At 48.9% G+C, this 14,701-nt stretch carries 7 protein-coding genes, 2 tRNA genes and 3 rRNA genes; 2 read left to right on the forward strand and 10 right to left on the reverse strand.

Annotated elements, in window-relative coordinates; translation table 11 throughout:
- Positions 1-44: 44 nt before the first annotated feature.
- The 7 genes from EL143_RS10675 to EL143_RS10705 all read right to left on the reverse strand — a co-directional run bounded on the left by EL143_RS10675 (position 45) and on the right by EL143_RS10705 (position 7,028).
- On the reverse strand, positions 45-341 hold the full coding sequence (locus EL143_RS10675) for a ComEA family DNA-binding protein (protein WP_085417575.1): 297 nt from the start codon (positions 339-341) through the stop codon (positions 45-47).
- 260 nt (positions 342-601) lie between these two features.
- Positions 602-714, reverse strand: a 5S ribosomal RNA gene (rrf, locus tag EL143_RS10680).
- A 152-nt stretch (positions 715-866) separates the two neighbouring features.
- Positions 867-3,753: ribosomal RNA gene (locus EL143_RS10685) — 23S ribosomal RNA — on the reverse strand.
- Between the two features lie 333 nt (positions 3,754-4,086).
- Positions 4,087-4,162 (reverse strand) — tRNA-Ala (locus EL143_RS10690).
- A 49-nt stretch (positions 4,163-4,211) separates the two neighbouring features.
- Positions 4,212-4,288 (reverse strand) — tRNA-Ile (locus tag EL143_RS10695).
- A 103-nt stretch (positions 4,289-4,391) separates the two neighbouring features.
- A 16S ribosomal RNA gene (locus EL143_RS10700) occupies positions 4,392-5,932 on the reverse strand.
- The 16S, 23S and 5S rRNA genes sit together here with 2 tRNA genes alongside, the layout of an rRNA operon.
- Positions 5,933-6,224: 292 nt before the next feature.
- Positions 6,225-7,028 carry a cytochrome C assembly family protein gene (locus EL143_RS10705; RefSeq protein WP_085416755.1) on the reverse strand — a complete coding sequence of 268 codons (804 nt, stop codon included), beginning with the start codon at positions 7,026-7,028 and terminating at the stop codon, positions 6,225-6,227.
- A 128-nt stretch (positions 7,029-7,156) separates the two neighbouring features.
- Here EL143_RS10705 and ffh point away from each other — a divergent pair, with 128 nt between their 5' ends.
- On the forward strand, positions 7,157-8,521 hold the full coding sequence (gene ffh / locus EL143_RS10710) for a signal recognition particle protein (RefSeq protein WP_085416754.1): 1,365 nt from the start codon (positions 7,157-7,159) through the stop codon (positions 8,519-8,521).
- 87 nt (positions 8,522-8,608) lie between these two features.
- The gene (gene hemH, locus EL143_RS10715) at positions 8,609-9,619 is read left to right on the forward strand and encodes a ferrochelatase (RefSeq protein ID WP_085416753.1); all 1,011 of its coding nucleotides are present in this window, start codon (positions 8,609-8,611) and stop codon (positions 9,617-9,619) included.
- Between the two features lie 196 nt (positions 9,620-9,815).
- Here hemH and pepN read toward each other — a convergent pair whose 3' ends face one another.
- The 3 genes from pepN to fabD form a co-directional block, all read right to left on the reverse strand.
- A complete protein-coding gene (gene pepN, locus EL143_RS10720; protein WP_085416752.1) occupies positions 9,816-12,437 on the reverse strand; it encodes an aminopeptidase N in 2,622 nt (873 codons plus the stop codon).
- Between the two features lie 382 nt (positions 12,438-12,819).
- A complete protein-coding gene (gene fabG / locus EL143_RS10725; RefSeq protein WP_085416751.1) occupies positions 12,820-13,566 on the reverse strand; it encodes a 3-oxoacyl-ACP reductase FabG in 747 nt (248 codons plus the stop codon).
- A 205-nt stretch (positions 13,567-13,771) separates the two neighbouring features.
- Positions 13,772-14,698: an ACP S-malonyltransferase gene (gene fabD, locus EL143_RS10730; protein WP_085416750.1), complete on the reverse strand. Its 927-nt coding sequence runs from the start codon at positions 14,696-14,698 to the stop codon at positions 13,772-13,774.
- Positions 14,699-14,701: the final 3 nt, after the last annotated feature.

Genomic DNA, 14,701 nt, shown 5'->3' on the forward strand with positions numbered 1-14,701 from the left:
CCTTTTGCACTATCGGTGTTAACAGCTTCGTTTCCAGTTAAAGGCTACTTGGCCTTGGGCTGCACCGGTTTGGCCGGTTTGGCCTTCGCCGCACCCGACACCGTCGCCTCTTCCTTCAGCTTATTGAAGATACCGTCCCCGATACCCTTCACCTTCTTCAACTCCTCCACACTTTTAAAGGCACCGTTGGCCTGACGGTATTCCACTATCGCCGCCGCCTTCGCCGGGCCGATACCCGGCAACGCCTTCAACTCCTCCGCCGTCGCCGTATTGATATTCACCGCCGCCAGCGACCACGCACACGACAACGCCGCCAACACACCCAACATCAGTTTTTTCATGTATGTTCCATCCTTAATATGATACAGCCGGTTTCCCGAATGTGTTTGGTCAATATACCGTACATAACGAGCCTCCGCCCTTTATGAACAGCCATCATAACCAAACCCTCCCGGCCTTACAAGCCGTTTTTCCCGTTATTATCAGTTTTACAACAGTTCAACTATTAAATTTTTACCCCTCTGCACCGCCATACACCCAATACCGCCAAAAGCAAAAGCGAATCCCCGATATCATACAATATCGGGGATTCTGAATGGGTGTCTGGCAGTGACCTACTTTCACATGGGTATCCACACTATCATCGGCGCTGAGTCGTTTCACGGTCCTGTTCGGGATGGGAAGGCGTGGGACCAACTCGCTATGGCCGCCAGACGTAAACTGTACAAATCGGGAAAGCCGTTATGGAAGAGTCCTTCCACTTATTTATTCTTTAATCAACTGTGATGTGTATCGTCTTCAAGACTGATATAAGCTTTCATATTCAAAGTACCGCATCCTTCAGAATGCAAAGTTCTTCAAATGATAGAGTCAAGCCTCACGAGCAATTAGTATCGGTTAGCTGCACGCATTACTGCGCTTCCACACCCGACCTATCAACGTCCTGGTCTCGAACGACTCTTTAGGAGGGTCAAGCCCTCAGGGAAGTCTCATCTTCAGGCGAGTTTCGCGCTTAGATGCTTTCAGCGCTTATCTCTTCCGAACTTAGCTACCCGGCGATGCGACTGGCGTCACAACCGGTACACCAGAGGTTCGTCCACTCCGGTCCTCTCGTACTAGGAGCAGCCCCCGTCAAACTTCCAACGCCCACTGCAGATAGGGACCAAACTGTCTCACGACGTTTTAAACCCAGCTCACGTACCACTTTAAATGGCGAACAGCCATACCCTTGGGACCGACTACAGCCCCAGGATGTGATGAGCCGACATCGAGGTGCCAAACTCCGCCGTCGATATGAACTCTTGGGCGGAATCAGCCTGTTATCCCCGGAGTACCTTTTATCCGTTGAGCGATGGCCCTTCCATTCAGAACCACCGGATCACTATGTCCTGCTTTCGCACCTGCTCGACTTGTCGGTCTCGCAGTTAAGCTACCTTTTGCCATTGCACTATCAGTCCGATTTCCGACCGGACCTAGGTAACCTTCGAACTCCTCCGTTACTCTTTGGGAGGAGACCGCCCCAGTCAAACTGCCTACCATGCACGGTCCCCGATCCGGATCACGGACCTGGGTTAGAACCTCAAAGACACCAGGGTGGTATTTCAAGGACGGCTCCACAGAAACTGGCGTCTCTGCTTCTAAGCCTCCCACCTATCCTACACAAGTGACTTCAAAGTCCAATGCAAAGCTACAGTAAAGGTTCACGGGGTCTTTCCGTCTAGCAGCGGGGAGATTGCATCTTCACAACCATTTCAACTTCGCTGAGTCTCGGGAGGAGACAGTGTGGCCATCGTTACGCCATTCGTGCGGGTCGGAACTTACCCGACAAGGAATTTCGCTACCTTAGGACCGTTATAGTTACGGCCGCCGTTTACTGGGGCTTCGATCCGATGCTTGCACATCTTCAATTAACCTTCCAGCACCGGGCAGGCGTCACACCCTATACGTCCACTTTCGTGTTAGCAGAGTGCTGTGTTTTTAATAAACAGTCGCAGCCACCGATTCTCTGCGACCCTCCAATGCTTACAGAGCAAGTCTTTCACATCGAAGGGCATACCTTCTCCCGAAGTTACGGTATCAATTTGCCGAGTTCCTTCTCCCGAGTTCTCTCAAGCGCCTTAGAATTCTCATCCTGCCCACCTGTGTCGGTTTGCGGTACGGTTCGATTCAAACTGAAGCTTAGTGGCTTTTCCTGGAAGCGTGGTATCGGTTACTTCTTGTCCGTAGACAATCGTCTTCACTTCTCGGTGTTAAGAAGACCCGGATTTGCCTAAGTCTTCCACCTACCGGCTTAAACAAGCTATTCCAACAGCTTGCTAACCTAACCTTCTCCGTCCCCACATCGCATTTGAATCAAGTACGGGAATATTAACCCGTTTCCCATCGACTACGCATTTCTGCCTCGCCTTAGGGGCCGACTCACCCTACGCCGATGAACGTTGCGTAGGAAACCTTGGGCTTTCGGCGAGCGGGCTTTTCACCCGCTTTATCGCTACTCATGTCAACATTCGCACTTCTGATACCTCCAGCAACCTTCTCAAGTCACCTTCTTCGGCCTACAGAACGCTCCCCTACCATGCACTTAGTGCATCCGCAGCTTCGGTTACAGATTTGAGCCCCGTTACATCTTCCGCGCAGGACGACTCGACCAGTGAGCTATTACGCTTTCTTTAAATGATGGCTGCTTCTAAGCCAACATCCTGGCTGTCTGGGCCTTCCCACTTCGTTTACCACTTAATCTATCATTTGGGACCTTAGCTGGCGGTCTGGGTTGTTTCCCTCTCGACAACGGACGTTAGCACCCGCTGTCTGTCTCCCATGATTGCACTTTCCGGTATTCTTAGTTTGCCATGGGTTGGTAAGTCGCAATGACCCCCTAGCCATAACAGTGCTTTACCCCCGGAAGTGATACATGAGGCACTACCTAAATAGTTTTCGGGGAGAACCAGCTATCTCCGAGTTTGTTTAGCCTTTCACCCCTATCCACAGCTCATCCCCGCATTTTGCAACATGCGTGGGTTCGGACCTCCAGTACCTGTTACGGCACCTTCATCCTGGCCATGGATAGATCACTCGGTTTCGGGTCTACACCCAGCAACTCATCGCCCTATTAAGACTCGGTTTCCCTACGCCTCCCCTATCCGGTTAAGCTCGCTACTGAATGTAAGTCGTTGACCCATTATACAAAAGGTACGCAGTCACCCAATAAATAGGCTCCCACTGTTTGTATGCATCAGGTTTCAGGTTCTATTTCACTCCCCTCCCGGGGTTCTTTTCGCCTTTCCCTCACGGTACTGGTTCACTATCGGTCGATGATGAGTATTTAGCCTTGGAGGATGGTCCCCCCATATTCAGACAGGATTCCACGTGTCCCGCCCTACTTGTCGTATACCTAGTACCACTGATGAAATTTCGAATACGGGGCTGTCACCCACTATGGCCAAGCTTCCCAGCTTGTTCTTCTATCTCAACAGCTATCATATACAGGCTCCTCCGCGTTCGCTCGCCGCTACTTACGGAATCTCGGTTGATTTCTTTTCCTCCGGGTACTTAGATGGTTCAGTTCTCCGGGTTCGCTTCGCTTATCCTATGTATTCAGATAAGGATACCGTACAAAATACGGTGGGTTTCCCCATTCGGACATCACCGGATCATAGCTTTATTGCCAGCTCCCCGATGCTTTTCGCAGGCTTACACGTCCTTCGTCGCCTATCATCGCCAAGGCATCCACCTGATGCACTTATTCACTTGACTCTATCATTTCAAGAACCTCTCTGACTTCGTTGTTTCGGCGTTGACTACCTACGTAACTTGAAGACTTTACTTTGACAAAGCTTACTGCTTGTTGTGTACTGAACTGTGCCTTTTGTGTTTCACAGCTCAGTCGATACAATCATCACCCAAATACTGCGGCTTACCTGTTACAGTAAGCCGACATTGTCTTTGTTTGTTGATTTCGGCTTTCCAATTTGTTAAAGATCAATGCGTTTATATGAAACAAACTTTTGTCTCAAACTTCGCAAATTAAAATGAGCTGCGCATTGTAGCAGCTAACTTTAATTTGTAAAGTCCTTTTATTGAAGTTTTTGGTGGAGGCAAACGGGATCGAACCGATGACCCCCTGCTTGCAAAGCAGGTGCTCTACCAACTGAGCTATGCCCCCATACTCTTACTCAAGTATCGATACTGCTTACTCTTGCTTTGAGAATGTCTGGTGGGTCTGGGAGGACTTGAACCTCCGACCCCACGCTTATCAAGCGTGTGCTCTAACCAGCTGAGCTACAAACCCAGGTCTCATCAAGCAATCTTTACAATCGCTTCTTCAATAATACCGCTTCTTCAATATACAGTTTACCGATAAGTGTGAATGCGACAAACCTGCTCTTCTCTAGAAAGGAGGTGATCCAGCCGCAGGTTCCCCTACGGCTACCTTGTTACGACTTCACCCCAGTCATGAAGCATACCGTGGTAAGCGGGCTCCTTGCGGTTACCCTACCTACTTCTGGTATCCCCCACTCCCATGGTGTGACGGGCGGTGTGTACAAGACCCGGGAACGTATTCACCGCAGTATGCTGACCTGCGATTACTAGCGATTCCGACTTCATGCACTCGAGTTGCAGAGTGCAATCCGGACTACGATCGGTTTTGTGGGATTGGCTCCACCTCGCGGCTTGGCTACCCTCTGTACCGACCATTGTATGACGTGTGAAGCCCTGGTCATAAGGGCCATGAGGACTTGACGTCATCCCCACCTTCCTCCGGTTTGTCACCGGCAGTCTCATTAGAGTGCCCAACCAAATGATGGCAACTAATGACAAGGGTTGCGCTCGTTGCGGGACTTAACCCAACATCTCACGACACGAGCTGACGACAGCCATGCAGCACCTGTGTTACGGCTCCCGAAGGCACTCCTCCGTCTCTGGAGGATTCCGTACATGTCAAGACCAGGTAAGGTTCTTCGCGTTGCATCGAATTAATCCACATCATCCACCGCTTGTGCGGGTCCCCGTCAATTCCTTTGAGTTTTAATCTTGCGACCGTACTCCCCAGGCGGTCAATTTCACGCGTTAGCTACGCTACTAAGGCATCAAGTGCCCCAACAGCTAATTGACATCGTTTAGGGCGTGGACTACCAGGGTATCTAATCCTGTTTGCTACCCACGCTTTCGAGCATGAACGTCAGTATTATCCCAGGGGGCTGCCTTCGCCATCGGTATTCCTCCACATCTCTACGCATTTCACTGCTACACGTGGAATTCTACCCCCCTCTGACATACTCTAGCCACCCAGTTCAGAACGCAGTTCCCAGGTTGAGCCCGGGGATTTCACATCCTGCTTAAGTAACCGTCTGCGCTCGCTTTACGCCCAGTAATTCCGATTAACGCTCGCACCCTACGTATTACCGCGGCTGCTGGCACGTAGTTAGCCGGTGCTTATTCTTCAGGTACCGTCATCACTCCAGGGTATTAACCCAAAGCTTTTCTTCCCTGACAAAAGTCCTTTACAACCCGAAGGCCTTCTTCAGACACGCGGCATGGCTGGATCAGGCTTGCGCCCATTGTCCAAAATTCCCCACTGCTGCCTCCCGTAGGAGTCTGGGCCGTGTCTCAGTCCCAGTGTGGCGGATCATCCTCTCAGACCCGCTACTGATCGTCGCCTTGGTAGGCCTTTACCCCACCAACCAGCTAATCAGACATCGGCCGCTCGAATAGCGCAAGGTCCGAAGATCCCCTGCTTTCCTTCTCAAAGCGTATGCGGTATTAGCCATCCTTTCGGACAGTTATCCCCCACTACTCGGTACGTTCCGATGCATTACTCACCCGTTCGCCACTCGCCACCAAAAGAGCAAGCTCTTCCGTGCTGCCGTTCGACTTGCATGTGTAAAGCATGCCGCCAGCGTTCAATCTGAGCCAGGATCAAACTCTTATGTTCAATCTCTAACTTTTTAACTTCTGGTCTGCTTCAAAGAAACCGACAAGATTTCTTGTCTGTCTTTCAAACAGTGTGGGGCTCGCCGCACCCACACTTATCGGTAATCTGTATTGTTAAAGAGCTAAACCAATCAAAACAGCACTATGCTATAATAACCGGCCTGTCAGTCACTGCCGAAGCAGCGAAGAAACCGAACTATACGCCCACACAATCACAACGTCAATACCCCAAAACAACAAAATACGGACAAATACAACAATACCCTGTTTTAACTCAATATTTAGTTTGGCAATCAGCCTAACAAAATTTCCAAAACAAATTTACTGCCTACATAAGCCAACATCAAACTGACAAAACCCAATACCGTCCATATTGCTGCATTTCTCCCCCGCCATGCCATCATGCTCCTTTTCAGTAAAAGCGTACCGTATATAAACCAAGAGAAAATGCCGAACATAGATTTATGAGTCAACTCAAACGGCTTTCCAAACACCTCTTCTGCAAAAAATGTTCCACTGATAACAGAGATGCTCAATAGAATAAACCCCACCCACATTCCTTGGAACATTAATTTTTCCAAGCTGAGCAGTGGCGGGAGAAAAGATACCAGTGATGAAAATTTGCGTTGGTGCAAATCTCTGCTTAGCCACAAAATTAAAATCGCCAACAAAGTGATAATCGCAAATATACTATATGCAATTAGAGAAGCGCCGATATGCAGCATAAAGGGCATATTGGTAATGGAATATCCTACATATTTCCCAGGCAATAAGGCCGCAACCAGCAAAGAAATGGTTGCTATTGGGTAGAGTAACAATTGAAGCCCTCTTAAACTGTAAAAGAAGCTTCCTATAAAATACATTACCAACATAAGCCACACTATCAGGCTCAAAGCATAACCGAATCCCATCACAAGCACTCGGTCGGCCAATATCGGCAGCATTAATATTGCGCCATGCAAAAGTGTTGCAGGTGCCAATATACTTAGTTCTATTTTTAAAGGGTAAGCATCCCCACTACCGTTTTTATAATATTTCCAAACAAAAACAGCTAATGCGGTGTAAACCACCATAAGCAAAATCATTAAAACCGGCATGGCAAACTTCCCTGACTACGCATATTCAGAATAACGTATGTGGTGTAAAATACTCGGATTTTACCAAATATCCGCATGCTGTGCTGCGTTTGCACGGTTTGCATGTCTGTTGCTATTGAGGATTTAGAATGTTAGACAATTTAACCAACCGCTTCTATTCGGTATTCCGAAACATTCGCGGCCAAACACATTTGGACGAAGACAATATCAAACCGGCTTTGCGTGAAGTTCGGTTGGCAATGCTGGAAGCTGATGTTGCCTTACCGGTAGTAAAAGATTTTGTTGCAAATATTAAAGATAAAGCCATCGGCAAAGAGATCAGCGAAAACCTAACCGCAGAGCAAGCCTTTATCAGTATTGTAAACCAAGCGCTGATTGAGCTGATGGGCAAAGAAAACAGCGCTTTGAACTTGGCAGCCACGCCTCCGGCTGTTGTGTTGATGGCAGGTTTGCAAGGTGCCGGTAAAACCACCACGGTAGGCAAGCTTTCCCGCCTCTTGAAACAGCAAGATAAGAAAAAGAAAATCCTGGTCGTATCTGCCGACGTGTACCGCCCTGCAGCGATCGAGCAGCTCAAGCTGCTGGCAGAACAGGTAGGAGTGGATTTTTTCCCGTCCGATATCAGCCAAAAGCCGGTTGAAATCGCTCAAAAAGCGCTTGACCATGCGAAACGCAATTTCTATGACGTTTTAATGGTCGATACCGCAGGCCGCTTGGCTATTGATGAAGAAATGATGAATGAAATCAAAGCCCTTCATACTGCAGTTAAGCCCATTGAAACCTTATTTGTTGTCGATGCCATGTTGGGTCAGGACGCGGTTAATACCGCACAGGCCTTTAATGAAGCCTTACCGTTAACCGGCGTTATCCTTACTAAAATGGACGGCGATTCCCGCGGCGGCGCGGCCTTATCGGTTCGCCAAGTAACCGGCAAGCCGATTAAATTTATCGGCGTCGGAGAGAAAATCGACGGATTGGAGGCTTTCCACCCGGATCGTATCGCCAGCCGTATTTTGGGCATGGGCGATGTTTTGACTTTGGTTGAAGACGTTCAAAAAGGTATCGACGAAGAAATCGCCGCTGAAATGGCAACCAAGTTGCGCAAAGGTAAAGGCTTCGATTTGAACGACTTTAAAGCCCAAATCCAACAAATGCGCAAAATGGGCGGTTTGGAAAGCATTATGTCGAAAATGCCCGGAGAGCTGGGGCAGATTTCCAAGCAGATTCCCGAAGGCACAGCTGAAAAAGCAATGGGGCATGTAGAAGCCATTATCAATTCGATGACTCCGAAAGAACGCGCCAATCCCGCTTTAATCAAAGCCAGCCGCAAGCGCCGCATTGCCGCAGGTTCCGGCACAACGGTGCAGGAAGTGAACAAAATGCTCAATCAGTTTGAACAGTCGCAAAAAATGATGAAAATGTTTAGCGGCAAAGGCTTATCCAAATTGATGAACCTGGCAAAAGGCATGAAAGGCAAGTTTCCCGGCTTTTGATATCTGAATGCCTGTCTGAAAACTTATTTTCAGACAGGCATCTTAAATGCCACACTCCGCAACGCTTCACAACAATAGGATTTCCACATGTCACGCTTCCGTACAGAACCGGCAATTTCATTTTCCGAACAAAACCGTACCGCCGTTTTACTGCTTAATCTCGGCACGCCTGAAGCGCCCACCGCCGAAGCAGTACGCCCTTATTTACGTGAATTTTTATCAGACGAGCGCGTGGTAGAGCTGCCTAAAATCGTATGGCAACCTATTTTACAGGGAGCTGTGCTGACTTTACGCCCGAAAAAAAGCGCGCACGGCTACGAAAAAGTTTGGTTTCCCGAAGGCTCGCCTTTGGCTGTTTACACCGCACAACAGGCAGCTGAATTGGCCAAGCGTTTACCCGGCATTTCGGTTCGCTATGCAATGACTTACGGCAAGCCGTCCGTATCCGATACAATCGATGAACTGAAAGCGGCGGGCGTATCCCGGCTTCTCGTGATTCCGCTCTACCCCCAATATGCAGCCTCCAGTGCAGGCGCGGCTCTGGACAAAGTACTTTCTACCCTGTTCTATCAGCGCAACATGATGAGTTTGCGCACAGTTACCCGGTTCTACAACGACGAACACTATATCAACGCGCTATCCCAACAGGTTGAAGCCCATTGGGCGCAAAACGGGCGTGGCGACAAAATCATGTTCAGCTTCCACGGCGTGCCCCAAGCCAATTGCGACAAAGGGGATCCTTATTTATTTGAATGCGGCGAAACCGTGCGCCTGCTGGCCCAAAAGCTTCAATTAAACGAACAGGACTACATCATGGCTTTTCAAAGCCAGTTTGGGAAAGCCAAATGGATAGGCCCGAGCACGCAGGATTTATTGGAAAGCCTGCCTAAACAAGGTGTGGCCAAACTTGATGTGTTCTGCCCCGGCTTTATATCGGATTGTCTGGAAACCATGGAAGAAATTGCCATAGCAGGACGCGAGGCCTTTCACGCCGCCGGCGGCAAGCAATTCAACTACATTCCTTGCCTCAATGCCAATCCTGTGTGGATTGACGCGCTGAGCCAATTGGCCAAGCAGCACTTGCAAGGCTGGGTATAATTAATCAACTTAAAAATAGTAGGCCCGCCATATTCGGGCTTACCTCGAGTATCTTGAAGTTCCAGTAATTTTAGAAAATATACGGGCTAAGCCTGGATATGATGATATTGTTGTGATGTAAGTTGATTGACTACTGCAAACCAAAAACATGCCTGTCTGAAAATTTCAGACAGGCATAAATAATAAAATGCCTTTTTTAAGACAAGATTTTACCGATAATCTCGGCCACGTCTTTCGACACATTCTCTTTTGCCGCGACATGTTGCAATTGTTGCTTCATAAGTTCACGGCGTTTCGGTTCCAAACGCTTGCAGATATTAAACGCCTGCACCAATCTCGCGGCCACCTGCGGATTAAACGCATCGATTTCCATCACTTTTTCTGCCAAAAACGCATATCCGCTGCCGTCTTCCGCATGAAAATGCGGCACGTTTCGGCTAAACGCACCCAGCAGTGAACGGGCTTTATTCGGATTTTCCAAGCTGAATTTCGGATGCTGCAAAGCAGCTTTGACTTTGACCAAAGTGTCGCTGCGGCGGCTCAAAGCGGTAAGCATAAAATATTTATCCATTACCAGCGCTTCATTACCGAACTTGTCGGCAAACCGCTCCAACAACACATTGCGTTTTTCGTCTTCAATATGATTGATTGCACTCAAAACACCCCACTCATGCGTCATGTTTTTTGCCATTTCATCATACTTGGCAGCCACTTCCCCGATGCGTTGCGGATTTGCCCGCAGCAAAAATGCGCGGCAGGCATTGCGCAGCGTCCGCCAAGCGGCTTGCTGCGGCTCATATTCATAAGGTTGCGCCAATCCGCTGTTTTCTTCCTGATTTTTAGCCAGTTCGTTCTGCGCCAACCATTCTGCTTCACACGATTGGGCAATCTTATCCAATAGCGCCTCCCTCGCTTGGTGTACACGCAAAGGTTCGATATTTTCACTGTCCGCCCACAATTCCGCCTCAGCCGGAATCTGCAGCAACACGGCTTTAAATGCCGGATCAACATCCGATTGTAAAACCGTTTTCACCGCATCTATCAAAGCATTGTGCTGCGGCAAAGGTTTTCCTGCCGCCAAAGCCGCTTCATTTTCTGCAATCGCGCGGCGGTAGAGCGTTTGCCCCGCTTCCCAACGCGCAAACGAATCGGTGTCGTGTGCGAGAAGCAAACTTAAGTCGTTATCGCTATAAGGATAATTCAGATGCACCGGTGCAGAAAAACCGCGCAGCAGGGAAGGCACAACCGGTTCTTTTACACCTTTCAGTTCAAAAACCTGCTCCGCCTGCTCCAACACCAAAACAGCTTCTTCCATTCTTTTACCGTTGTATTCAAACGGCACCGCCCGGCCTTGCCGGTTGAGCAAACCGACTTTCACTGGCATCAGCATCGGCTGCTTTTCCGCCATATCGGGGGTAGGCGGCACGGTTTGTTTCACTGTAAGGCTCAACACATCATTTTTCAGACAGGCATCCACGTCCAAAACCGGTGTGCCTGCCTGACTGTACCAAAGTGCAAACCGTTCAAGATCAATGCCGTTTGCGTCTGCCATCGCGGCGCGGAAATCATCGCATGTTACCGCTTGCCCATCGTGCCGCTCGAAATAAAGCTTCATGCCTGTCTGAAAGCCCGCTTCGCCCAGCAAAGTGTGATACATGCGCACCACTTCCGCGCCTTTTTCATACACAGTCATGGTGTAGAAATTATTCATTTCCACATAAGAAGCCGGGCGTATCGGATGCGCCATAGGCCCTGCGTCTTCGGGAAATTGATGCTGGCGCAACAGGCTTACGTTTTCAATCCGGCGCACAGCGCGCCCCGCACGGTCGGCAGAAAACTCTTGATCGCGGAACACGGTCAGCCCTTCTTTTAGAGAAAGTTGAAACCAATCGCGGCAGGTAACGCGGTTGCCCGTCCAGTTATGGAAATATTCGTGTGCGATCACGCTCTCCACTCCCTCGAAATCCGCATCGGTTGCGGTGCGGCTGTCGGCCAACACGAATTTGGTATTGAAAATATTCAAACCTTTGTTTTCCATTGCGCCCATATTGAAATCGCCTACGGCCACAATCATGTAAATATCCAAATCGTATTCCAGGCCGAAGCGGGTTTCATCCCACCTCATCGCGTGTTTCAACGATTCCACCGCAAAACCCACCTTATCGGCATCTTCTGCACGGGTATAAAATTCAATCGCCACTTCACGCCCGCTCATGGTAGTGAACGTGTCTTGCGTTAATGCCAAATCCCCGGCAACCAGTGCAAACAGATAGCTCGGTTTGTTAAACGGATCTTCCCATTTCACCCAATGGCGGTTGTGTTCCAGCTTACCGCCGTCAATTTTGTTGCCGTTGGACAGCATCACAGGGAAGCGCGTTTGGTCGGCAATAATGGTGGTGGTAAATTTGCTCATCACATCCGGCCGGTCGGGGTAAAACGTGATTTTGCGGAAACCTTCCGGTTCGCACTGTGTATAAAGATTGCCGCCCGAGGCATACAGGCCCATAAGCGATTTATTTTTATCGGGAAATACTTTGGTTTCAACTTCCAATATAAACGGTTCGGCTGGCACGTTTTCCAATATCAAACGTTCGGCCGCCAAGCTATATTGCTCAACTTCCTGCCCGTTAAGCTTCACGGAAACCAATTCGGCGGAACCGTCCAATACCAAAGGCTTGCCCGTATGCACCGGTTCGACATTCAAACGAGAGCTTATCCGGGTTTCTTCATCAAAAATATCGAAAGTTAAATCGGTTTGGCGGATTTGATAATCCGGCGCTTGGTAATCTTTCAAATAATGAACGGTATTTTGCTGCATGGTTATTCCTTATAAATTTCAAATCGGGTTCATTATACAGAATGCCTGCCTGAAAAAGTTTTCAGACAGGCATTCTTGATTGTTTCCTCTATAAATCAATTTACTTAAGTTTGATAACGATACCGTCATACTCGGGCTTGACCCGAGTATCTTGAGTTTCAGCAAATTTAGGGGATACTCGGGTCAAGTCCGAGTATGACGAACGTACTATTTTTTAAGTTGGTTCACTATATCTACATGCTACGGCATTTCGGCAACTTAATGTCAAAAGAGTAATCTTTTAAGCTGTTGAAGCGGCAACACAATCAACATTTCCGGCTTGCCTTGTTGTTGGTTAACTATGAAATGCCTGTCTGAAAACTTTTTCAGACAGGCATTTGAATTAAGGCATCAACATACCGCCGTTTACATGAATGGTTTGGCCGGTAATGTATTTAGCTTGATCGCTGGCCAAAAACAGCACCGCATTGGCAATATCCTGCGCTTCACCGAATTTGCCCAACGAAGTTTGCGCTTCAAACATCTTACGGGTTTCTTCCGGCAAAGCGCGGGTCATATCGGTATCAATAAAGCCCGGTGCCACGCAGTTTACCGTAATGCCGCGGCTGCCTACTTCGCGCGCCATAGATTTGGAAAAACCGATCAATCCCGCTTTTGCCGCCGCATAGTTGGCCTGCCCTGCATTACCCATCGCACCCACAACGGAAGTGATGTTGATTACACGGCCGCTGCGCTGCTTCATCATGCCGCGCAACACGGCTTTGGAAGCACGGAACACAGATTTCAGATTAACCTGCATAATCTCGTCCCATTCTTCTTCTTTCATACGCATCAATAAGTTATCTCGGGTAATGCCAGCATTGTTTACCAAAATATCCAGCTTGCCGAGTTCTTTTTCAATTTCGGCAATCAGGTTTTCAATGCCGCCTTCCTCAGCCGCATTCAAAGCACGACCCTGTCCACCCCATTGAGCCAAGCGCTCACCAATGGCTTGCGCACCGCTTTCACTGGTTGCCGTTCCGATAACGGTAGCGCCCGCTTGCGCTAACGTGTCTGCAATCGCCGCGCCGATACCGCGCGATGCGCCGGTTACCAAAGCAATGCGGCCGGATAAGTCTTGAGTTGTCATCATTGGTTTCCTATTTGTTTCGGTTGGAAAATTGAAAATTTTGATTGCCGGATAATTAACACCCACGCAAAGCTTTAACCAAATAACTAAAAAGCAATTGCAGATTCTGTCAGGTTATCTATCCGGTTTTATTCCGCAACTTGAATGTTTTCAGACAGGCATAGTTCTACATATGCCTGTCTGAAAAGTAACATTTCCAGCTGAATTAATGGGCTTCTGCAAATGCTGCGACTTGCTCCGCATTAGTCAGCGCCGTGCAAACAGCCGCTTTATTGATGCGCTTTGCCAATCCTGCCAGCACCTTCCCCGGGCCGCATTCGGCAGATTCGGTAATTCCCTCATCCACTAAAGCATTAACGGTTTCCGTCCAGCGGACAGGGCTGTAAAGCTGGCGCACCAAGGCATCTTTAATTTTTTCTGCATCATTGTATGAAACAACATCGGCATTGTGAACCACACGGATTTTCGGCTCACGAATATTCACTTCTTTCAGTGCTTCAGCCAATTTCTCGGCAGCCGGCTTCATTAAACTGCAATGAGAAGGCACTGATACAGGCAAAGGCAACGCCCTTTTCGCTCCCGCTTCTTTTGCCAGCTCCATCGCCCGCTCTACCGCTGCCGCATTACCGGCAATCACCACCTGCCCCGGAGAATTAAAGTTTACCGCTTCCACAACTTCGCCTTGCGCCGCTTCTGCACAAATAGCCTTAACTTGCTCATCTTCCAGCCCTAAAACCGCAGCCATAGCACCAACGCCTTGCGGCACGGCATTTTGCATCAACTCCGCACGCAAACGCACCAGTTTTACCGCATCGGCAAAGTCTAAAGCACCCGCAGCCACCAAAGCAGTATATTCACCCAAACTGTGGCCAGCAACCACAGCGGGCTCTTTGCCGCCCGCTTCCAAATAAGCGCGGTAAGTTGCCACGCCTGCTGCCAACATCAAAGGCTGTGTGTTTACCGTTTGGCCGATAATCTCGGCATCGTCGCCATTTATCATCGCCCATAAATCTTGGCCTAAAACATCAGATGCCTCATCAAATGTGGCCTTTACTACAGCCAAACCATCAAAACCATTCATCATATTGAGGCTTTGCGAACCTTGACCGGGGAAGAAAAATGCAAAAGACATACC

The organism is Neisseria canis (assembly GCF_900636765.1).
Taxonomy (GTDB): Bacteria; Pseudomonadota; Gammaproteobacteria; order Burkholderiales; family Neisseriaceae; genus Neisseria; species Neisseria canis.

Coding starts and splice junctions, on each gene's coding strand:
- ffh (WP_085416754.1), top strand. CDS start 7,157: ATGTTAGACAATTTAACCAACCGCTTCTATTCGGTATTCCGAAACATT.
- pepN (WP_085416752.1), bottom strand. CDS start 12,437: ATGCAGCAAAATACCGTTCATTATTTGAAAGATTACCAAGCGCCGGAT.
- EL143_RS10705 (WP_085416755.1), bottom strand. CDS start 7,028: ATGCCGGTTTTAATGATTTTGCTTATGGTGGTTTACACCGCATTAGCT.
- fabG (WP_085416751.1), bottom strand. CDS start 13,566: ATGACAACTCAAGACTTATCCGGCCGCATTGCTTTGGTAACCGGCGCA.
- fabD (WP_085416750.1), bottom strand. CDS start 14,698: ATGTCTTTTGCATTTTTCTTCCCCGGTCAAGGTTCGCAAAGCCTCAAT.
- hemH (WP_085416753.1), top strand. CDS start 8,609: ATGTCACGCTTCCGTACAGAACCGGCAATTTCATTTTCCGAACAAAAC.
- EL143_RS10675 (WP_085417575.1), bottom strand. CDS start 341: ATGAAAAAACTGATGTTGGGTGTGTTGGCGGCGTTGTCGTGTGCGTGG.